This is a genomic window from Streptomyces venezuelae (assembly GCF_008642355.1).
Taxonomy (GTDB): domain Bacteria; phylum Actinomycetota; class Actinomycetes; order Streptomycetales; family Streptomycetaceae; genus Streptomyces; species Streptomyces venezuelae_B.
Genome location: NZ_CP029193.1, coordinates 3,497,140 through 3,517,091, shown reverse-complemented (window position 1 = coordinate 3,517,091; position 19,952 = coordinate 3,497,140). Strand labels below are relative to the sequence as shown.

At 70.0% G+C, this 19,952-nt stretch carries 21 protein-coding genes, 1 tRNA gene and 1 pseudogene; 9 read left to right on the top strand and 14 right to left on the bottom strand.

Going from position 1 to position 19,952, the window contains the following annotated elements:
• Positions 1–6 precede the first annotated feature (6 nt).
• The gene (locus tag DEJ47_RS16250) at positions 7–441 is read left to right on the top strand and encodes a PPOX class F420-dependent oxidoreductase (protein ID WP_398337509.1); all 435 of its coding nucleotides are present in this window, start codon (positions 7–9) and stop codon (positions 439–441) included.
• Between the two features lie 3 nt (positions 442–444).
• On the opposite strand, the gene DEJ47_RS16245 is transcribed toward DEJ47_RS16250, so the two are convergent.
• On the bottom strand, positions 445–1,764 hold the full coding sequence (locus DEJ47_RS16245) for a cytochrome P450 (RefSeq protein WP_150169036.1): 1,320 nt from the start codon (positions 1,762–1,764) through the stop codon (positions 445–447).
• A gap of 359 nt (positions 1,765–2,123) precedes the next feature.
• Here DEJ47_RS16245 and DEJ47_RS16240 point away from each other — a divergent pair, with 359 nt between their 5' ends.
• The 3 genes from DEJ47_RS16240 to DEJ47_RS16230 all read left to right on the top strand — a co-directional run bounded on the left by DEJ47_RS16240 (position 2,124) and on the right by DEJ47_RS16230 (position 4,364).
• The gene (locus DEJ47_RS16240; protein ID WP_161237933.1) at positions 2,124–2,840 is read left to right on the top strand and encodes a hypothetical protein; all 717 of its coding nucleotides are present in this window, start codon (positions 2,124–2,126) and stop codon (positions 2,838–2,840) included.
• 151 nt (positions 2,841–2,991) lie between these two features.
• Positions 2,992–3,477, top strand: a complete 486-nt coding sequence (locus tag DEJ47_RS16235; protein WP_150169032.1) for a two-component system response regulator — start codon at positions 2,992–2,994, stop codon at positions 3,475–3,477.
• 266 nt (positions 3,478–3,743) lie between these two features.
• On the top strand, positions 3,744–4,364 hold the full coding sequence (locus DEJ47_RS16230) for a DUF4232 domain-containing protein (protein ID WP_150169030.1): 621 nt from the start codon (positions 3,744–3,746) through the stop codon (positions 4,362–4,364).
• A gap of 23 nt (positions 4,365–4,387) precedes the next feature.
• Here the strand turns inward: DEJ47_RS16230 and DEJ47_RS16225 are convergent, their stop codons facing one another.
• The 4 genes and pseudogenes from DEJ47_RS16225 to DEJ47_RS16210 form a co-directional block, all read right to left on the bottom strand.
• Positions 4,388–4,825, bottom strand: coding sequence for a DUF488 family protein (locus tag DEJ47_RS16225; RefSeq protein WP_150169028.1), 438 nt, complete (start codon positions 4,823–4,825; stop codon positions 4,388–4,390).
• Positions 4,822–5,442, bottom strand: a complete 621-nt coding sequence (locus DEJ47_RS16220) for a DUF488 family protein (protein WP_150169026.1) — start codon at positions 5,440–5,442, stop codon at positions 4,822–4,824. The genes DEJ47_RS16225 and DEJ47_RS16220 overlap by 4 nt, the downstream gene beginning before the upstream one ends.
• The gene (locus DEJ47_RS16215) at positions 5,439–6,131 is read right to left on the bottom strand and encodes a dual OB domain-containing protein (RefSeq protein WP_150169024.1); all 693 of its coding nucleotides are present in this window, start codon (positions 6,129–6,131) and stop codon (positions 5,439–5,441) included. The genes DEJ47_RS16220 and DEJ47_RS16215 overlap by 4 nt, the downstream gene beginning before the upstream one ends.
• Before the next feature lie 170 nt (positions 6,132–6,301).
• Positions 6,302–6,616, bottom strand: a pseudogene (locus DEJ47_RS16210) (Uma2 family endonuclease); the annotation flags it as partial.
• Between the two features lie 345 nt (positions 6,617–6,961).
• Between DEJ47_RS16210 and DEJ47_RS16200 the strand changes: the two are divergent.
• The 3 genes from DEJ47_RS16200 to DEJ47_RS36435 all read left to right on the top strand — a co-directional run bounded on the left by DEJ47_RS16200 (position 6,962) and on the right by DEJ47_RS36435 (position 9,338).
• Positions 6,962–8,215 (top strand): helix-turn-helix transcriptional regulator, encoded by a 1,254-nt coding sequence (locus tag DEJ47_RS16200; RefSeq protein WP_150169022.1) that lies wholly within the window; start codon positions 6,962–6,964, stop codon positions 8,213–8,215.
• An 89-nt stretch (positions 8,216–8,304) separates the two neighbouring features.
• Positions 8,305–8,829 carry a hypothetical protein gene (locus DEJ47_RS16195; protein ID WP_150169020.1) on the top strand — a complete coding sequence of 175 codons (525 nt, stop codon included), beginning with the start codon at positions 8,305–8,307 and terminating at the stop codon, positions 8,827–8,829.
• Positions 8,826–9,338 (top strand): hypothetical protein, encoded by a 513-nt coding sequence (locus DEJ47_RS36435; RefSeq protein WP_190415435.1) that lies wholly within the window; start codon positions 8,826–8,828, stop codon positions 9,336–9,338. Before DEJ47_RS16195 ends, DEJ47_RS36435 begins: the two co-directional genes overlap by 4 nt.
• 400 nt (positions 9,339–9,738) lie before the next feature.
• Here the strand turns inward: DEJ47_RS36435 and DEJ47_RS16185 are convergent, their stop codons facing one another.
• The 4 genes from DEJ47_RS16185 to DEJ47_RS16170 all read right to left on the bottom strand — a co-directional run bounded on the left by DEJ47_RS16185 (position 9,739) and on the right by DEJ47_RS16170 (position 11,725).
• On the bottom strand, positions 9,739–9,969 hold the full coding sequence (locus DEJ47_RS16185) for a helix-turn-helix domain-containing protein (RefSeq protein WP_150169018.1): 231 nt from the start codon (positions 9,967–9,969) through the stop codon (positions 9,739–9,741).
• Between the two features lie 515 nt (positions 9,970–10,484).
• Positions 10,485–10,557 (bottom strand) — tRNA-Arg (locus DEJ47_RS16180).
• A gap of 105 nt (positions 10,558–10,662) precedes the next feature.
• Positions 10,663–11,199 (bottom strand): cupin domain-containing protein, encoded by a 537-nt coding sequence (locus tag DEJ47_RS16175; RefSeq protein ID WP_150169016.1) that lies wholly within the window; start codon positions 11,197–11,199, stop codon positions 10,663–10,665.
• A 109-nt stretch (positions 11,200–11,308) separates the two neighbouring features.
• Positions 11,309–11,725 carry an organic hydroperoxide resistance protein gene (locus tag DEJ47_RS16170; RefSeq protein ID WP_150175674.1) on the bottom strand — a complete coding sequence of 139 codons (417 nt, stop codon included), beginning with the start codon at positions 11,723–11,725 and terminating at the stop codon, positions 11,309–11,311.
• Between the two features lie 116 nt (positions 11,726–11,841).
• Here DEJ47_RS16170 and DEJ47_RS16165 point away from each other — a divergent pair, with 116 nt between their 5' ends.
• Positions 11,842–12,309: a MarR family winged helix-turn-helix transcriptional regulator gene (locus DEJ47_RS16165; protein WP_150169014.1), complete on the top strand. Its 468-nt coding sequence runs from the start codon at positions 11,842–11,844 to the stop codon at positions 12,307–12,309.
• Here the strand turns inward: DEJ47_RS16165 and DEJ47_RS16160 are convergent.
• The 4 genes from DEJ47_RS16160 to DEJ47_RS16145 all read right to left on the bottom strand — a co-directional run bounded on the left by DEJ47_RS16160 (position 12,306) and on the right by DEJ47_RS16145 (position 16,865).
• Positions 12,306–12,944: an isochorismatase family protein gene (locus DEJ47_RS16160; RefSeq protein ID WP_150169012.1), complete on the bottom strand. Its 639-nt coding sequence runs from the start codon at positions 12,942–12,944 to the stop codon at positions 12,306–12,308. The genes DEJ47_RS16165 and DEJ47_RS16160 overlap by 4 nt on opposite strands.
• A 55-nt stretch (positions 12,945–12,999) precedes the next feature.
• A complete protein-coding gene (locus DEJ47_RS16155) occupies positions 13,000–14,670 on the bottom strand; it encodes a (2,3-dihydroxybenzoyl)adenylate synthase (protein ID WP_150169010.1) in 1,671 nt (556 codons plus the stop codon).
• Complete coding sequence (gene dhbC / locus DEJ47_RS16150; RefSeq protein WP_150169008.1) at positions 14,667–15,926, bottom strand: isochorismate synthase DhbC; 1,260 nt, start codon at positions 15,924–15,926, stop codon at positions 14,667–14,669. The genes DEJ47_RS16155 and dhbC overlap by 4 nt, the downstream gene beginning before the upstream one ends.
• Positions 15,927–16,061: 135 nt before the next feature.
• A complete protein-coding gene (locus DEJ47_RS16145) occupies positions 16,062–16,865 on the bottom strand; it encodes a 2,3-dihydro-2,3-dihydroxybenzoate dehydrogenase (RefSeq protein ID WP_150169006.1) in 804 nt (267 codons plus the stop codon).
• A 345-nt stretch (positions 16,866–17,210) separates the two neighbouring features.
• Between DEJ47_RS16145 and rho the strand changes: the two genes are divergently transcribed.
• A complete protein-coding gene (gene rho, locus DEJ47_RS16140) occupies positions 17,211–18,383 on the top strand; it encodes a transcription termination factor Rho (protein ID WP_150169005.1) in 1,173 nt (390 codons plus the stop codon).
• On the opposite strand, the gene DEJ47_RS16135 is transcribed toward rho, so the two are convergent.
• Entirely contained in the window at positions 18,370–19,674 is a 1,305-nt protein-coding gene (locus tag DEJ47_RS16135) for a M6 family metalloprotease domain-containing protein (protein ID WP_150169003.1), read from the bottom strand. The two genes, rho and DEJ47_RS16135, sit on opposite strands and share 14 nt — an antisense overlap.
• Positions 19,675–19,952: the final 278 nt, after the last annotated feature.

Here is a 19,952-nt window from a genome sequence, read left to right as displayed (position 1 = left end):
GCCCCCGTGTCCGAACGCACCGCTTACGACCCCCGCACGCTGCTCGCGGCATCCCGTCTCGGCGTACTCGCCACCATCAAGAAGGACGGCCGCCCCCAGCTCTCCCCCGTCATGCCCTTCTACGACGCCGAGACGGACACCGTCCACGTGTCGATGACCGAGGGCCGCGCCAAGACGGCGAACCTGCGCAGGGACCCGCGCGCCACGCTGGAGGTCACGAGCCCCGACGGCCGCTCGTGGGCGACCGCCGAGGGCACGGCGACCCTCACGGGCCCCGGCACCGACCCCGAGGGCCCCGAGGTGGAGGCGCTGGTGCGCTACTACCGCCGGGCGTCCGGGGAACACCCGGACTGGGACGAGTACCGCGCGGTGATGGTGGCCGACCGAAGGGTGCTGATGACGATGACGGTCGACCGCGTGTACGGCGAGAACCTCGGCTGAGGCTCAGCGGCCTGCGGTGGCGCGCGGGGTGACGACCATCGGAATGTCGTCGGCGGCCCACAGCACGAACCGTTCGACGGGCGTCACCTCGTGCCCCTCCACGGGCCGGAACCGGAACCGCTTCAGCAGCACGGCCAGCGTCAACTGGGCCTCCACCATGGCCAGCCCGGCGCCCTCGCAGCTGCGCGGCCCGAGCCCGAAGGGAACGTAGGCGAACCGCGACCGCGCCGCCACCGCCTCCGGGGTGAACCGCTCGGGCCTGAACTCCTCGGGCTCGGGCCAGTGGTCGGGGTTCATGTGCACGGCCCAGAAGGGATAGAAGACGGTGGTGCCGGCGGGAATGCCGTACGTGCCGTCGGCACCGCTCAGCACCATGTCCTCGGTGGTCTCGCGGGCCCCGTAGGGACCCGGCGGGTAGAGCCGCATGGACTCTTTCAGGACCATGTCCAGGTACGTGAGCTCGCGCAGGTCGCCATAGTCGGGCGCCGAGCGGTCGCCGAGGACGCGGTCGAGTTCGGCGGCGACGCGTTCGGCGACCTCGGGGTGGCGCCCGAGCAGGTGCAGGGTCCAGGAGACGGCGACGCCGGTGGTGTGGTGGGCGGCGAGCATGGTCACCATGACGGTGTCGCGGATGCGGGCGGGGGAGGTACGGGCGGCCATGAGGGCACGGATGAGGTCGCTCCGGTCGTCCTCCGGCGCGATCTCCCTGCCCCCTTCGTGGGCCGCGATGACGCGGTCGACGGTGGCGCGCAAGTGGTCGAGGGCGAGGGAGGCGCGCTGTGTGGTGGGGTCGGCTTCGCTGAGCACGACTTCGAAGGCGTCGACGACCTCCTCGGCCCGGACGACGTCACTGCCGGCGCCGCCCAGCGCATAGGCGCAGATCATGCGCAGGGAGAGGGCGGTCAGATCCTTCTGAAGGAGGACGGCGTCCCCGCCCGCACCGGCCCACCGCTCGGCGAGCCCCTCCACCAGAGAGACGAACTCCCCGAAGTGCCGTTCGTGGGAGGGCCGCCCGGCGAGTGCCTCCAGCAGCACGCGGCGCCAGGGCGCATGCTCCTCGGCCCCGATGACCTGGAGGTTCCCGGCTTCGCAGAGGGGTTCCAGGAAGGCGAAGAGGGCAGAGGGCCGCTCGTCGATGCGGACGGTCTGCTCCAGCACCAGCGGATCGGCGACGGACACGGCGACGCCCACTCCCGGCAACTGGAACCGCACGACGCCCCCGTACTCGGCGTGCAGCCGACGCTGGTAGAGATGCAGCCCACCCGCGTCCGAGATGGCCCCGACGCCACCGTCGGCACGTAACACGGGCCCTGGAATCGGCATGGGTTTCCGCACGGCGATACCTCCGTAGTCCGTCGCATTCCGTCGAACACGATCTCCGTCGAACACGATCTCTGGCGAACACGTTCGAGGCCAGTAAACTGCGCGCGCTCAGAAGCGACAGGGCGGTCCCGGAAAGGTGAGGAAGACAAGTGGCGCACGGGGGATACCAGGGCTGGAGCCCGACGAACGGCCAACCACAGGGAGGCGGTGCGCCGCTCCCCTACGCACCACCACCCCACCCCCCGCACCCGTACACACCGCACCCGTACACACCGCAGCCCTCACCACCCCCGTACCCCCACCCTGCCCGGCGCCGCCGTACGCTCTGGGGCTTCCTCTTCGTCTCCCCGCTGGTCCCGGTGATCCGTTCCGCCCGCCGCCGGGCGGAGGCGCTCTTCAACCGGCCGGGCGCGGGCCGCGTGGAGGACCGGCTGGTGACGCGGGTCCAGCTGTGGCGGGCGATCGCGGGCGCGGCGGCGAGTCTGTACCTGATCTACACGTACGGCGCCGACGACGGCTGGAGCGGAGTGGCCAACGACGGCGTGGTGAAGCTGATCCTCGCGCCGCTCCTCCTGATCCTCACAGGGCCGCTGGTGGTGCTGGCCTTCATCCGTTACGCACCCGCCGACCAGCGGCACGTGCTCCGCTCCCGCCTCGGCGCGCCGCTGAAGGCCGTGGCCTGGTACGTGGGAATCCTGACCGGCGTCGCTCTGGTCCTGGCGGGCAGCGCCCTGCTCCTCAAGCAGAACTACGGCACGCTCCTGAACGGGCTGGTGGCCCTCGCCCTCCTGCTCGGCCTGATCTGGCTGCTCCCGTTCCTGGCCTTCGCCTCGGCGTATGCCGCGCGCTACGCCTTCAACACGGCCCACGTGCACGCGGCGCTCCCGGCGGCACTCACCGTCGTACTCGTCTGGGAACTGATGATCTGCAGCGTCGCGCTGGAGGGCGGCCTGCCGCACGGCCCGCCGGCGGCGCAGTGGGGCGCGATCCTGGGCGGTCCGGTCTCGGTGACGGCGGTGGCTCTCTGGGAGCTCCACCGCATGCGCACTCGCCACGGTGTCCGCATCCGCACCTGAGCACGGGAGTTGAGTGCCCGGAGGGGGCGCATTTTCCTCTGTTGCTGAAGATACTGCGGTCATGAACATAGTTATGGCCCGTGTGGTGACACAGGGATTACACGCCCAGGTGTCGGTTTAGCGTGGTTACTGACAGAGGGGGCCTCAGTCCATGCTGAACAACTCCGTGATCCTGGTCGTCGACGACCACAAGGACACCCTGTTCGCGCTGGAGAGTGCGCTGGCCCCGCTCGGCTACCCCTTGGTGAGTGCCTCCAACGGCGACGACGCCCTGCGCGTGATCCTCCGCGGGAACGTGGGCCTGATCCTCCTGGACGTCCGTATGCCGGGCGTGAGCGGCCTGGACGTGGTCCGCTACGTCCGCCGCCTGGAACAGACCCGCGCCATACCGATCGTCCTCCTGACGGGCTTCGACGTCAGCAGAGAGATCTCGGCGGCGGCGTTCCGCCTGGGCGTGGCGGACGTCGCCCTGAAGCCGATAGACCCCCTGACCCTCCGCACAAAAGCGCGCTACCTCTTCGAGACGTACGGGCAGCTGAGGTCGCTGCAACGGGAGAACGAGGACCTCAGGGCCCAGCTCAAGTCGGGAATCATCACGTCGACGTCGCTGAACGACGGGGCGCGGGACGAGGCGTGAGCTGAGGGCGGTCCCGGGGGCCTTACGGGGGTGGTCCCCGGGCCCTTACGGGCGGCCCCGGGCGCCTACGGGGTGGCGCCGGGGCCTTACGGGGGTGGCGCGGGCGCCCGAAGGGGACGCCGTAAGGGGCGGTAAGGGCAGCGCGAGGGCAGTGCGGGCATCGGCTGTGACGGAACGAAGACGTCGCGGGGGACCGCCTGTAACTCCGTGCGAGCTACAAATAGTTCAGACCGCACGGACAACCGCCACTCCCCCGGGGGGACACCATGAAGAAGACCCGCCTCACCGCTCTCGCCGCCGTCACCGTCGCCGCGGCCCTCTCGCTCACCGCCTGTGGCGGCGAGGACTCCGGCTCAGGCACGTCCTCGAAGGGCTCCTCGGCCTCGTCCTCGAATTCGTCCTCCTCCGCCTCCTCGAAGGGCGGCTCCGGCGAGGACATCAAGGCAGAGGCCGCGGGCAGCGCGACGAAGACCGGCGCCAGGGTCACGTTCTGCAAGACCGCGGACCTGGCGATCGACGCGCAGGACGCCGCGCCGGACGAGAAGACCGGGCGGATCGACATCACCATGGTCAACCGTGGCTCGAAGACCTGCTCTGCGACGGGCTTCCCGGGCGTGGACATCAAGGACGCCGACGGCACGTCCAGCTCCACCCGGCGCGGACAGGCCCAGCCGCGCGTCACGACCCTGAAGCCCGGACAGGCCGCCGTCGCCAACCTCGCCTACGACATCGACACCAGCGGCGAGAGCATGTCCGACCCGACCCACCTCCTGGTGACCCCTCCCAACGAGACCCACACCGTGACGCTGAAGTGGCCCGCGGGCGCCGGCGCGATCAAGGGCATTGCCGCCGACGTGCAGGTCTACCCCACGCACAACGTCAACTAGCTCGGGTATGACGGGCGCCGGCGTCAGACCAGGTGCTCGATGGTCGCGCCGCCCCACCGCTCCGCCAGATACTCCGCGACCAGTCGACGATGACACTCGTGCGGTTCATGCTCGCTGCACAGCAGAACCGCATTGGTGACCAGTTCCCGGGGAACGGTCTCTGACGCTCTCCGCTGTGCCATAAGGCCCAGGAACTTCTCCTCGTAGGCCGCCCAACCGGAGCCGTGCTTCTTGAGATCGTCCAGGATGGGCTGCGTCGGAGCCAGATCGGGCCGGTGAACGTACGCCATTCCGCACAGCTCGCCGAGGAAGTACTTGAGGTCGTCGCGCTTGGCGAAGCCCGACAGCTGCGAGACGTTGTTGAGCCGGACGTCGACGAGGGTCGACGCGCCGGACTCCTTCAGAAGACCGAAGAACTTCTCCGCAGGCTTTTTCGTGAAGCCGATCGTGTAGATCTTCATACGTCCGCCGTCCGTTCGGTGTCGGCAGGTGAGTCCTGTCTGACGTACGCGATGCGCTCTTCCTGACGACTAAGAGCCTCGTCCAGCCGCTCGGCCGGCGTGCGGAACAGCTCGGGTTCCGCGAGCCCGAACTTGCCCATGAGGCGTTCCATCGCCGAGTCGTGGCTCTCCACCCGCCCATCACCGTGGATGTGCTGGATGGTGGCGCCCCCTTCCACGAGCACCCGCGAAACGAGCACCGTGCGGTGGCAGTTCAAGGGTTCGCCCTCGGTGCACATGATGGCGATCCGCTCGGTCACCGCGCCCTTGGTCAGCCGCTCGATGCCTTCTCGGAACTTGGCGGTCCGTGCGAGTCGCCCGTACTGCACCCGCCCGCCCGCATAACAGCTCATGTCGTCCGTGCGCGCGCCGAGTTCCTCGCCGAGGAAGACGTACTTGATGCCGGCCTCATACAGCGCGGGCTCAAGGGACTTGCGGTTGAAATGCGGCGCGAACTGGCTGGCGGGGACCGACCGGACGTCCGCGACGGCGGTGATGCCGTGCCGGCGCAGCAACTCGACCAACGTGTCGAGGTCGTGGTTGGAGTGCCCGATGGTCATCAGCATGTCGGAGCTCATCTGTCGCTGCCCGGTTCTGTCGTGCGACGCTCGATTATGGCCGCCACCATCTTATAGAGGTAACCCTTGAATTCCTCACCCAAGCTCACGGTCAGGAAGGACTCGGATAAACTGTAACTTCCCACGCCGAGTGCCCTGAATTTCTCCTCGTACACGGCGTCGGTCACCTTGAGGATGTAAGTGGTTCCCTCATGGCGGAACTTGGCCCGCACCTCGAGGTCTCTGTTCGCGTCGTAGGGCCGATCCACCTCTATGGTGAGAGACGCGACCCGGATGAGTTTGAGGGAGTTCAGCAGCGCGAACTCATGCTCCACAGGGACTCGGTCGTTGAGCCCTTTCCTGGTGCTGTCCTCGCTGTTCACCCATAAGTGCTTCGGCCTCTGTTCCAGCCGGCACAGTTCGTCCCACCCGACGCGCCCCCGCTTCGTCCACTGACTGCTGGGGTCGAGGATCCAGTTCTCGGTCTGGAACCCGAACCTCTTGGGCCTGAGAAGCCGCATGGACACGACGTCGAGTACGCGCGGCTCCGCACCGTCGCGATACTGCCTTTCCGGCGCCGAGACCTCGTGGGTCCGCCGACTGCTGACAGGCCGCACCCACGCGTTCGACTCGATATCGATCCCGGCGATACACCGCCCGAGGTGTTTCCGGGAATTCGCCAAGCAGACCAACTCTTTGGTAACCGCCACGTGCCCCCCTGGGAATTGTGACCGAGCTGCATCCGCCACGCTATCTGGGTAGGCGTCGACAGCGCAATGACCTTCCGTTCATTAAACGGACGAAATGGCTATTGCGCTGAAATCCACTCCGGACCCAGGAGGAATGAGCTCGCGCCGCCGCCAGACCTGACCGAGGCCGATCAGACCTGACCGAGGTCGATCTCCACCGGGAAAGGCGCCGCCACCTCGAGGGTGCCGGTGAACAGGTCCGCCTCCCGGTAGGTCGTCTCCCATCCCGACGACACCACCTCCGCGACCAGCGGCACGTGCTCGGGGCGGGTGGGGGTGATGTCGATCGTCTCGGCGCGGTACGCGATGACGTCCGGGCGACGATTGGTGAGCGGGACGTCCTGGAGCCGGACATCGAAGTCGGTGTCGGCGTTCCACTCCGGGCCGGCGGCGGCCAAGGCATTCGCCAGGATCCGGGCGAGTCGGTAGGGGAGCCGGGTCCCGCTGGCCCGCGCGGCGAGCCAGGCCCTGCCGGAGCGGACGGGAAGGACGGCATCGACGGTCAGGCATGCCCGGATGGGTACAGCCTCCAGACGCCGCCCGGCGACCCGTACGCCCTCGTGTGCCGCCGGGACGGGGCACCACCGCCCAACCCCGACGAGGAGCCGCGCCCCGAGACGGCCGCGCTTGATCCTGCACGCCGTCAGTACCCGTGAAAGTGGCCCCCTTCCGCCTCGGCGGAAGGGGGCCATTCGCCATGCTCGGGGGCGGGGTTGACAGACGCCTCACATAGAAACGGCCCTGCCCATACCCTGACAGTGTCGAGCTGTTCAGAGAGGGGCAAGGCCGCAATGTCTCCAGATGCTACCCCGGACCCGTACGCCGACCCGTTGCGCTTCGGGCAACGCGTACAAATTCTCCGCGAACGCCGCGGGATGACTCGGCTGCAGCTAGCTGACTTCGTGGGCGTCTCACCACACACCCTGAAGAAGATCGAGAACGGGCAGCAGAAGGCCCCCGGGCTGGACATGGTGCTGCGTCTCGCCGAGGCCCTACGAGTGCGCAATCTTGTCGAACTGACAGGTCATCCCGAGGACATGCACACCGAACTCTTCATCGGCCCCGGACACCCACGGCTTGCGTCCGTAAAGGCCGCGGTCGACTCCTTCACTCTCGGATCCGACGTCGAGCCGCCGCCCGTCGCCCACCTTGAGGCGCGGCTCCACGCAGCGTGGAAGGCACGCCACCAGGCTCCCGACCACCGCGAAGTGATCGGCAGGCTGCTGCCTGCCCTCATCCGCGACGGCCAGGCCCTCGTGCGGCACGCGGACACGGCGACAGACCGGCGGGCAGCCCAAGCGCTGCTCGCCGAGTCGTACAGCCTGTGCCAGTTCTTCGTCGCCTACCAGCCCGACAGCAGCCTCTTGTGGCGTGTCGCCGAGCGCGGCATGACAGCCGCTCAGGAATCCGGGGACCCACACACGATCGGGGTGGCGGCCTGGCTGCTCGCCCAGGCGCACCGCGACAGCGGGCCCAGGCACTTCGACGCAGCTGACGCCGTCAACCTGGAGGCGATCCGTTTCCTCGAGCCGCTCCTCCCGGACGCCTCGGATGACGTGCTCGCCATCGCGGGCGCCCTCACGTTCGAACTCGGCTACACCGCCGCCCGCCGACGGGAGACCGGCACAGCGTGGCACCACTGGGAGAAGGCGGAGGGCATGGCCAAGCGTCTGCCGGCGGATTACTACCACCCAGTCACCAGCTTCTCGCGCGCCATCATGGGCGCACACGCCGTCACGGTGGCCGTCGAACTGCATCAGGGCGGGGAGTCCGTGCGTCAGGCTGCCAAGGCCGACGAGGCCGTCATTAAGTCGCGACCCCGCCGGGCACGGCACCGCATCGAGGAGGCTCGCGCTTTCCAGCTCGACGGGCAGCCGGATGTCGCTATCGCCACGTTGCAGAAGGCGTGCGAAGCAGCGCGGGAGACCATCGCGTACAACGGTTACGCGCGCAGGATCATCCTCGAAGAGGTCGAGTCGAAAGTGGCCGAGCGGCGCGAACGTGCATCCGAACTGGCAGTAGACATCGGCATTCTGGCGGCATAGAGGGGACCGGAATCCGGTCCTCCCTTCTGAGTATCCCCCCTTACGGTCACACGTGTGAGACACGTCACTGCGGCCGTGGGGGTAGACGAATGACGACCGGGCGCGAAAACAGCGGCGCTCTCAGCGCGGGTATCTGTGAATTTCCGACGCTGACCAGCGCCGCCTTCGACTGGCTGGCGCGCGCTCAGGCAGAGCCGCGCCAGGCCCATCAGGAATGGGAACAGGGCGGGGCCGCTCTGCTGCCGCTCGGCTCGCGGTTCAATGCGGTGCGCCTGTCGGCGCCGCTTGTGCACGCCAGCATCGGATCAACAGACCTCGACACCGTCACGACGGCACTGGCCGAGCTACTCGACGGACCCGTGATACACAACGGCCCTCAGCGCACGTACCACGCGCTCGTCGAGCCGTACCCACCTGCTAAGTGGGGATATGCAGGATTCGCACCGATGCTCGGCATCGGACAATTCCTCAGCGTCCCGGCTGCCGATCGGACCGACCCAACCGGACTGCATTGGGCGGTGCAACCGCACACCGTTGGCGGCTTGTGCGCCGTACCGGCTGTGGCCGTGCTCGTGGACCTCGGCCGACAACGGCTCATGGGGACCCTGCGATGACTCTCACCGACCGCCTTACAGCACCGCTGCTGCCCTCGATGGGGCTGCTCTCCGAGGGGCAAGTGCGCGGCCAGGACTGCGTGTTCTGCGGCTCCCCCGCAGCTATCGACCTCGGCCGCCACGACATGAAGTGCCTCGGCGCCGTCATCAGCTGGTTCCCCCGAGCCTGCCGCCCCTGCGCCGACGGCGGATACGTCGACCACCTCATCACCGCGGCGACCTCCGCCTGCCAGGACCTGCCGCCCCCACCGCGGCTGGCCGACCTCTACCGCCGTCTGCAGCACGAGGTACGCCGACGTCTCCCGATCGCCGAGCGCGCCGCTTCCGTCGCTGTCCAGGGCACGATGAGCTACCACGCGCACCAGCGGGTCGTGGACGCCGCCACCGACGCACTGACCGACGCGGCGGACGACAGCGAGCCCAGCCCCCTCGTGCTGGCCATGCGCTGCCACGAGCTCGGCCGCCGCCTGCACGACCTCGTCCCTTACCGGCCCTGTGGTGACTCGTGACCGCGCCGCAGCTCGTTGTCGTTCCGTGCCCGCCCTGCTTGCAGAGGGCACTGCAGGGAGGAGAGACCGACGCGCCGCACGACTGTCGGCTGACGACCGCGGTGGCCATCGAGGGCACCCGCCTTGTCGTCGGCCCCGCGATGGAATGCCCATGCCGCTGCCCAGTGCAGCCAGAGAGTCCCGCACTCCAGGCGGCTCGGGCCGAAGCTCGGCAGAGGACCAGCCTGACCTGACGGGCGGTCACACGCAGACTCCCGTGCCGCCCCGTGGCGGTACGGGTGAAGGCGGCGAGTCGCTGGACGGCCCCACGCCGCCGACCGCCCGCCCCCGTACTCCCTGAGGGGGCGGCGCACCAGGCCCCGGTCGGAGGGGTGCGTCCTCCGACCGGGGCCGACCACCGCTACACGAGATCGCGCAGCGGCACACCGATGGCGTCCGCAATACGGATCAAGGTGTCGAGCGTGGGGGACTGCTGGCCCTGCTCAATACGGACGACTGAGGATCGGTCGACGCCGGTCATCAGGGAGACCCGCTCCTGGGTCATGTTGGCCTGCAGGCGTGCGGAGCGGATGCGGGTGCCGACGGCCCGGCGGCGGGCGAGGACCCAGTTGGGCGGTGGGGCTGACGGCACTCGCCCACGGTCACGGTTGATGATCGAAAGTCTGTAGGTAACAACCTACATTGAATGATCTTGGCGGCATGGGGTACGCCGTCGATACCGACACTGCTCCGCGGCCTCACCTGCAGCCCTGCGGCTCTGGCATATGCCACAGGGCTCCAGGTACTGTCTGTAATAGAACATGTGTTCACTCTTTCGGGCGATGCCCCGAAGCGGAGCGGGCTGTTACACATAGATGCAGCCCCCGTAGGCGTGGCGGGGTCGTCTCTCAAGGGCACCCCCCTCCGGACGGGCCCGGCACACCGGCCGCCCCCCATGCCGCGCATGGGGGGCGGTCTACGTTCGCGGTCTGCGCGACCTGCGCAAACGCAGTGATCGTTTAGGGGCCATTTAGGGGCCGCGCTCGTGTAGTCAGGGTGTATTCAGAGTGCGCGGGGCGGTAGTCAAAGTGCACGTGGACGGCATGAGAAAGGCCCCGGCACCCGCTTGACCTGCGGATACCGGGGCCTTTGCCCTGATCAAACTCGTGCCCCCGGCAGGATTCGAACCTGCGACACCCGCTTTAGGAGAGCGGTGCTCTATCCCCTGAGCTACGAAGGCGGGGTCCTGCGCGGACCGCTGGAGCGGTCCCTGCACAGGGTAGCGGATCAGGGTGCGGCCGTCGGCCCCCCGGGGTTCGTGGGGGGCGACGGCCTGCGTGTGGTGTCAGGACACGGGTGCCGTCGCCGGTGGGGCGAACTTCATCGGGGTGATCTGCTTGACGTCGTAGCGCGACCGCATGCGGCGTACCGCCTCCGGGTCCACCGAGTCGCCGCCCGCCGCCCAGATCTCCGCTATCTCCTCGAAGTACGCCTCGTGCTCCGGCGACGGGTTGCTCTGGAACAGCATCCGGACCGGTCTGTCCGTGGCGTTGCGGAACGCGTGAGGCGTGTTGGGCGGGACGAACATGCTGCTGCCCGCCGGGGCGCGGACCACGCGGTCGCCGTCGGCGGACTCCCAGTCCAGCCAGTCGTCCGTGCGTTCCGCGGGCTCGAAGGCGAGGAGCTCCAGCTCGCCCTCCAGGATGTAGAAGAATTCCTCCGCCTCCTCGTGGTAGTGGCCGCCCGTGTCGAAACCGGGCGGGACCACCACCTCGAAGATGGACGACGACGAGCCCTGCGCGCCCGTGGCCTTGAAGGTCACTTCCTGCGCTTTCGTGACCAGCTTGCGGCCCTCGCCCGGCAGGCGGATGAGGTCACTCATGCGATCGACTCCTTGCATGGCAGTGTGCGGGAGCAGTGCGGGATGTAGCGATCGCCGTCAGGGTATGACCCTTACCTCAAGGCTTGCTCGGGTCTGCCGCGAGTGCGCGCTACTCGATCACCAGGTCCACCTGGATGTTGCCTCGCGTCGCCTTCGAGTACGGGCAGTACGCGTGCGTCTTCTTCAGGAGCTCCTCGCCCGGTGCGCCCTGCAGGTGGTCCGGGAGCTCCGCCCGCATCACCACGGACAGGGCGAAGCCGCCGTCCGTCTCGTCCTTGCCGATGCTGACCTCCGCCGTCACCGACACGTCGGACACGTCGATCTTCTCCTGGCGCGCGATGCTGCCCATCGCGCTGGCGAAGCACGCGGCGTACCCGGCGGCGAAGAGCTGCTCGGGGTTCGTGCCCTGATCGTTGCCGCCCAGCGCCTTCGGGAAGCCGAGCGGCAGGTCGAGCTTGCCGTCGGAGCTGACGGCGCGGCCCTCGCGGCCGTTGGCGGTGGCTACTGCGGTGTACAGCGCGTCCATGGGGATCATTCCGTTCTCATCGTCGTGGCTGCCTGGCCTACGACTACGAGTGTTGCACGCTATTTAGTTGTGCACAACTTAATTGGGTGTGGCGAGGTGCGTTGTAGCCTTGAGCCATGGACGACGAGGACCTTCTCCGGCTCGATCAGCAGATCTGCTTCTCGCTGCACGCCGCCGCCCGCGCCTTCAACGGGGTCTACCGGACCCTGCTCAAGGACCTCGGCCTGACCTACCCGCAGTACCTGGTCATGCTCGTCCTCTGGGAGCACGACGAACTGGCCGTCAAGAAGATCGGTGAGCGGCTGCGGCTCGACTCGGGCACCCTTTCGCCGCTGCTCAAGCGGCTCGAAGCCGCCGGGCATGTCGAGCGGCGACGGAGCGCCGAGGACGAGCGCTCCGTCACCGTGCGGCTCACGGAGGAAGGGCGCGCCCTGCGCGAGAAGGCCCTCGCCGTGCCCCGCGCCCTCGGCGACTCCACCGAGCTCTCCCTCGATGATGTTCGGGACCTGCGCACGCGGCTCGATCGGCTCACGGCCGCCCTCGACGCCCACGCGGGCCAGGGTTCCAGGAAGACGGCGTCCTAGCGGACGTCGTCCGCGAACACCCCCTCCGTCGTCGTCACCACCGCGCACTTCCCCGCCGCCCACCGCAGCGCCATCGCGTGGTCGTCCGCCGAGAAGTCCGCCACCGCGTCCGCCACGACGAATGCCTGGATGTCCTGCATCCACGCGTCGCACGCCGTCATCAGGACGCCGATGTGGGCGTAGACGCCGGTGATGATCAGTTGGTCGCGGCCCTGTTCGCGTAGGCGCTCCAGGAGGTCCGTGCGGACGAAAGCGCTGTACTTCCACTTGGTGAGGACCGTCTCGGCCGGCGCCGGACCGATCTCCGGCGCGATCGCCGCCGCCTCCGCGTCGTCGGGCAGACCCGGGCCCCAGAAGTCCTGCTGGAGGCCGCGTTCGGCGGGGGACTGGCCGCCCGGCTGCGCGGTGTGCACCACCGGGATCGCGAGACGGTCGGCCCGTCTTTTCAACTCGGCCACGTGTGACAGGAGTTCCGGTACGGGGGACGCGGTGCGGTCGTACGCCGAGAGGAAGTAGTTCTGCAGGTCGTGGACGAGCAGCACGGCGCGGGACGGGTCGACCTTCCAGTCGACGCGGTTCGCCGGCAACTCGTCGGGTGCCGGCATCGGATAGGGGGTGATGGCGGGGAGAGCCATGGTGCGGGTGGTTCCGTTCGTGTGTGTGGCAGTGGTGTGCGGCAGTGGACGGGGGTCAGGCGGAACTCGGCGTCGACGCCGTCTCCCTCAGCGCCGTTTCCCGCAGCGCCTTCTTCGAGATCTTTCCCACGCCCGTCTGCGGGAAGACCTCCACGAACTCGACCCGGTCGGGCACCTTGTACGCGGCGAGTCCCCTCTCCCGTACGAACTTCCTGATCGCGGCGGGACGCATCGGCTCCGCGTCCGCGCGCAGGATGACGTACGCGCAGGTCCGCTCGCCCAGGTACGCGTCCGGCTCGGCGACCACGTTCGCGTCGTGCACGGACGGGTGGGCGAGGATGTGGTTCTCGACCTCCTCGGCCGCGACCTTCTCGCCGCCCCGGTTGATCTGGTCCTTCGCCCTGCCCTCCACCACGAGGTGGCCGGTCGCGGTCAGGCGCACCACGTCGCCGGTGCGGTAGAAGCCGTCGGCCGTGAAGGAGCGGGCGTTGTGCTCGGGGGCCCGCCAGTAGCCGCGGATCGTGTACGGGCCGCGCGTCAGCAGGTGGCCCGTCTCGCCGGGCGGCAAATCGTTGTCCTCGTCGTCCACGACGCGGATCTCGTCGTCCGGGGAGATCGGACGGCCCTGGGTCGTGACGATCGTCTCCGGATCGTCGTCCAAGCGCGTGTAGTTGACCAGGCCCTCCGCCATGCCGAAGACCTGCTGCAACGTGCAGCCGAGCGCAGGCTTCACCCGGCGCGCCGCCTCCTCGCTGAACTTCGCGCCGCCGACCAGGAGCACGTCCAGGCTGCTCAGGTCGTACGCGGTGGCCGGTGCCGCCTCCGTCCAGAGGAGGGCGAGCGGCGGGACGAGGCCGGTGATGGTGACGCCCTCGGACTCGATGAGGGGGAAGGCGGCCTCCGGACCGGGCTGCGGGCAGAGCACGACGCGGGCGCCCGCGTACAGCGCGCCCAGCGAACCCGGGGAGGAGAGCGGGAAGTTGTGGGCCGCGGGGAGGGCGACCAGATAGACGCTGTCCTCGTCGACCGCGCACAGCTCGTTGGAGCCGCGCAGGGAGTAGATGTAGTCGTCGTGGGTGCGTGGGATGAGTTTCGGTACGCCCGTACTGCCGCCGGACAGCTGGAGGAACGCCAGGTCGGAGGGGGCGGGGGCGGCCGGAAGATGCTCGGGCGCCACCTCCGTCGCCACGTCCGGCAGCGCCTCGAACGGGCCCGCGTCGCCCTCCGCCACGAACACGTGCCGCAGCGTCGGGATCTCGTCGACGAGTTTCGCCGCGAGGCCGCGGTAGTCGAAGCCGCCGACCTGCTGCGGGATGACGTACGCGGCGGCCTCGGTGAACTCGCAGAAGTAGCGGATCTCCGTCTCGCGGTGCGCGGGCAGCGCGAAGACCGGGAGCGCGCCGATGCGGAACAGCGCGAAGACCGTCTCGAAGAACTCGGCGATGTTCGGCAGCTGGACGACCACCTTGTCGCCCTTGCCGATCCCGCGCGCCAGCAGGCCCGCGGCCAGGCGGTCGGCCCTGCGGTCCAGTTCCCCGTACGTCCAGCGGCGCGCCGGCGCGCCGTTGCCGCCCGGGTCCACGATCGCCACGCGGTCCGGGTGTTCGGCGGCTCTCTCGCGCAGCATCCCGCCGAACGTCTCGCCCCGCCACCAGCCCGCGGCGCGGTAGCGCTCCGCGAACTCCTGCGGCCAGGTGGGCGCGTCCTTGCCGGGTGAAAGGTTCACAGCTCCGCCCCCACCGCGTTCAGGAACGTACGGAACTTCGCGCCCGTCTCGGCGGTCTCCGCCGCCGGGTCCGACGCGGCGACGACGCCCGCACCCGCGTACAGCCGCAGGCTGCGCTCCTCCGCCTCGGCGCAGCGGATCGTCACGACCCACTCGCCGTCGCCGTTCGCGTCGCCCCAGCCGACGACGCCCGTGAAGAACCCGCGGTCGAACGGTTCCGTCTCGCGGATCACCTCCCGCGCGGTCGCCGTGGGCGTGCCGCACACCGCCGGGGTGGGGTGCAGGGCGCAGGCGAGTTCGAGGGCCGAGGTGTCGGGCGAGGTGAGGGTGCCGGTCACCGTCGTGGAGAGGTGCCACATGGTCGCGGTGCGGACGAGGGTGGGGCGGGCCGGGACGGTCAGGTCCGTGCAGAAGGACGCGAGCGCCTGGTGCACGCCGTCCACCACCACGGAGTGCTCGTGCAGGTCCTTCGCCGACTCCAGGAGCGCGGCGGCGCGGCGCACGTCCTCGGCGAGGTCGTCGCTGCGGGGCGTCGAACCGGCGAGGGGGTTCGCCACGACCTGGTTGCCGTGGCGCGAGACGAGCAGCTCGGGGCTGGCGCCGATGAGGGTGCGGCCGGGCGCCGTCGGCAGCGCGAAGGTGTAGCCGGAGGGGTCGCGGCGGGCCAGGCGCTGGAGCATCGCGGGGAGGTCCAGCGGGGTGGGCGCGGTGAGTTCGAGGGTGCGGGCGAGCACGACCTTGCTGAAGTCGCCGCGCCACATGCGGTCCACGGCGGCGGCCACGCCCGCGCCGTACTCCTCCGGGGAGGGCACCGGACGTATCCGCCAGCCGGTGGCGTCGGCCGTCTCGACGGGGAGCGCGATCAGCGGGTCCGCGGCCAGCGGGGGCGCGGTGCGCAGGGCCGCGGGGACGGTGAGCGCGGCGGGCGCGGTGGGGTCGAAGGGGACGGCGCCGACGACGTACGGCTCACCGACCCCGGTGCGGCGCGCGGCGGCCAGGGTGGCGGCGACGCGCCGCGGCAGCGGCCGGTCGTCGTGCGGGACGTGCGCGTGCACGCCCTCGGCGAGCAGGGTGCGGGTGGGTGTCGCGAGGAACCGGTCGCCGGGGGTGTAGGCGGCGAGCAGCGAAGTCGCGGCTCCGACAACGGGGTTGGCCTGCTCGGCGGTCGTGACGAGCGGGGCGGGTGTGGCGTGAGAGGCGGGTGTGGTGTGCGGGACGTGCTCGTCGTGCGTGGCGACCTCGGGTGCCGTCGACACAGTGGCTCCAATTCTCGGGTGGGGCTCGGGTGTGTGCGGGGAGGGAAGGTGTGGGTGCGGGGAGGGAAGAGCGGGGCAGGGTGGCAGGGGGAGGGGAGGGCCGGGATGACACCGGGCGGGTTGTCCGCCGAGGGGTCAGCGCAGCGTCGCGCCGCCGTCCACGTACAGCTCCTGCAGCGTGATGTGGCGGGCGCGGTCCGAGGCGAGGAAGACCACCGCGTCGGCGATGTCGTGGGGTGTGGCGATACGGCCGAGGGGGATGCCGGTGCGGTACGTCTCCAGGTTTCCTTCGAGCACCCCGGCGGGCGCCTCCGGCGCCGAGTCGTCGGGCCAGAGCGCGCGCTGCATGGCTGTGTCCGTGGTGCCGGGCGCCACGACGTTGCAGCGGACGCCGCTGCGCGCGATCTCCAGGCCGAGGCACTTGGTGAACGCGGCGGCAGCCGCCTTGGACGCGGCGTACGCGGCCATGCCGGTACGGGGGATGCCGGCGGCGTTGGAGCCGACCGTGACGATGCAGCCGGAGCCTCGCGCCGTCATGTGGGAGGCGGCGGCGCGGGACGTGTGGAACACGCCGGTGGCGTTCACGGCGAAGGTGTCGGCCCAGTCGGCGTCGGTGAGTTCGGCGACGGCGGAGCTGCGCAGGATGCCCGCGACGTTCACGAGGAGGTCGAGGGCGCCGTGATCGCGGACGATGCCGTCGACCACCGAGGACACCGCGGCGACGTCGGTGACGTCCATGACGCGGGGCGTGACCGTGCCGGAGAGGCCCCTCGACGCCGCCGCCAGTTCGTCGACGCCGTGCGCGTCGCGGTCCGTCGCGACGACGCGCGCGCCGCGGGCGGCGAGCGCGGTGGCCACCGCGGCGCCGATGCCCTGGCCCGCGCCGGTCACCAGAGCCGTACGCCCGGCGAACTCGCCCTCGGGCATGTGTGAGCGCATGTGTGAGAGACCTCCCCCAACTCGTTAGGTAAGGCTAACCTAACGTACAGGCTTTGGGGGGAGATCTTGCGGGGTCGGGTGCCGACTCGGGGCCTGTCCGGTCGGCCGCCCCTGTGCTACCTTCCGAGAGGTACGTGTGTACGCCCTCTCCCGGGCGCCCGTACCGTCCACCCTCCTCCCGGTTCACCGGGGCAGGGTTCTCCCAGGTCGCCTTCTGTGTGCGGCCCGCTTCTCTCTCCGTACTGCCTGCGCTCGCGCAGCAGTTTCTTCCGCCCGTCGCGCGGGACGTGGTCAATGCCGTCCTGCCGGGCCCTCTTCCTCGCATGTCGCGAAAGGAACCTCACCATGACTGCCACCACCATCGAACAGCCCTCGTCGGCTGTCACTGCCACCTCGACCGACCACTCCCGCACCGGAGTTCTCGACATCGTCCGCGAAGGGCGCGGGTTCCTCCGGGGCGCCGGCTGCCTGCCGGGCGACGGCGACGTGCAGGTGCCCGCCCCGCTCATCCGTCAACTCGGCCTGCGCTCCGGCGACTTCGTCGAAGGCGTCTGCGGGAAGCCCCGCGTGCTCGCCGGGGTCGAACGCGTCAACGGGCGCGCCACCGCGACCCTGCGCGGCCGACCCCGGTTCCAGGAGCTCACGCCGCTGCACCCCCGCGAACGGCTCCGCATGGAGACCGAGGGCGGGCCCGTCGCCGGGCGGCTCGTCGACCTCGTCGCGCCCGTCGGCAAGGGGCAGCGCGGACTGATCGTCGCCCCGCCGAAGACCGGCAAGACCGTGCTGCTCCAGCAGATCGCCGCCGCGGTCGCCCGCAACCACCCCGAGTGCCACCTCATGGTCGTCCTGCTCGACGAGCGGCCCGAGGAAGTCACCGACATGCGGCGCTCGGTCCGCGGCGAGGTGCTCGCCTCGACCTTCGACCGGCCCGCCAAGGAACACATCGCCCTCGCCGAACTCGCCGTAGAACGCGCCAAGCGCATGGTCGAGGACGGGCGGGACGTCGTGATGCTCTTCGACTCGCTGACGCGGCTGTGCCGCGCCTACAACAACGCGGCGACCGGCAGCGGCCGCACCCTCAGCGGCGGCGTCGACGCTGCGGCCGTGCACGGGCCGAAGCGGCTCTTCGGTGCCGCGCGCCTCGCCGAGGAAGGCGGCTCCCTCACGATGCTCGCGACCGTGCTCGTGGACACCGGGTCGCGCGCGGACGACTACTACTTCGAGGAGCTCAAGAGCACCGGAAACATGGAGCTCAGGCTCGACCGCACCCTCTCCGACCGGCGCGTCTTCCCCGCCATCGACATCACCCCTTCCGGTACGCGGAGGGAGGAACTGCTCGTCGGCGAGGCCGAGTTGAGCGCCGTACGCGGGCTCCGGCGCGCCCTGCACGGGCAGAACTCCTACGAAGCGCTGCTCGACCGGCTCCGCAAGACACCCGGCAACGCCGCTTTCCTGCGGCAGGTGCGGCAGACCGTGCCCGGGTCGATGCCCCTCGGGGGCGACGCTACGGCCGCGTGACGTGCACGCGGTAGTCGCCGTCGTCCGTCACCCCCGCCACCGTGACCCGCACCCCCGTCTTGCGGTCGGTGAAGGTCTCGCCGACGCCGTACGTCGCGTCGGAGAGCTCCGCGTGGACGTTGGGGCGGCGCGTGCAGCCGCCGCTGTCGGGTGTCGCGTCGGAGACCGTGACCGGGCCGTGGCCGGTGTCGACCTCGGCGTCCACGCGGTAGACCAGGACGCCCGGCTTGCAGACCGCCTCGTCGTTGCCGCCGCGCGTGCGGGCCTCGATCGCGTACCCCGTCTTCTCGCCGAGCGGGGCGAACGCCAGCTTCGTCCCGCCGGAGCGGGCCAGCGGGGACAGGGTGTGCTCGGTCGTGCCGGAGCTCGCGGCGCAGCCGACCTGGTCGTCGTCGAGCCAGCCCAGCTTCCACTTGTGCCAGGCCAGCAGGTCGTTGTTGGCGCCCCAGTCCTCGCTCATGATGTCCCAGTGGCCGACCGCCCCGCCACCGTCCTGCGTGTACAGGTCGGGCAGGCCGAAGACGTGGCCGTTCTCGTGCGGCAGGACGCGATAACCCGTCTCCCGGTAGCTGCCCGAGCCGTCGTCCTGGCGGCTGTAGACGAAGGACGCGTTGGAGACCGGGACACCGTCCGCGACCGGCGCCTCGTGGTTGCCCGCGAACGTCACCGACAGGACCGTGTCGAGCGCCGAAGGGCCCGCGTTCGGGGTGATCAGGATGTTCACGAAGTCGTACGCGCGGAAGTCCACGTCGGGGTCGGCGGTCGCCACGATGTCCTCGACCAGCGTGCGGTAGCCGGGATCGAAGGGGGCGCCGCGCTCTATCCCGTACTCCTCGAACGACTTCGGCATCCGCAGCCAGTCCGGCAGGGGGGACTCGGGGCGGTAGTCGAGGCGCCCGTACGAACTGGTGCGGAACCACTCCGAGGTCTGCGGGAAGAACTCCGCGAGGCGGTCCATCGCGCTGCCCTGGCCGGGCGCGTCCGAGAAGTCCACCATCAGGTTCAGGGCCCGGATGGTGCCGGTGGAGCGGGAGTAGCCGGGCGGTGTGGGCACGCCCTCCGTCATCTGTACGCCCATCGTGCCGCTGATCATGCAGGGGCCGAGGGTGGTGCCGCGGGCCAGGGCCACCGAGCCCGCCGCGCTCTGCGCGCCCTCCATCAGGCGTCCCGTGCTCGCCGACGTGGTGACCGCGAGGGCGAGCGCGGCGACGGACCCGAGGGCGATGCCCCGACGGGCGGGGCGGGTGCCCCGGAGGGCGGGGCCTATCCGGCGCCAGGTCGGCTGCTGCATGCATGGGCCTTCCGCTCCGCGGCAGCCGCCGGTCATGGCTGCACCCTGTTCGATCACCCTCCGCCGGGGGGTGCGGGGGCGCTCGTTGGGCGCGACCGATCGTGGGTTTCTTGCCCGAGGGAGGTGTGACTCGGCTCACACCGAATAGTTCGGCGGGCGGGAAATATCCGGGGACTCCCTCCCCGTTTAGCACTGTGTCCGCGTGAAACGGGGAGTCACTCCCCACATCGCGGAACGACTTTCGGACACCGACCTACGCCGACACACGAGGAGCAGCC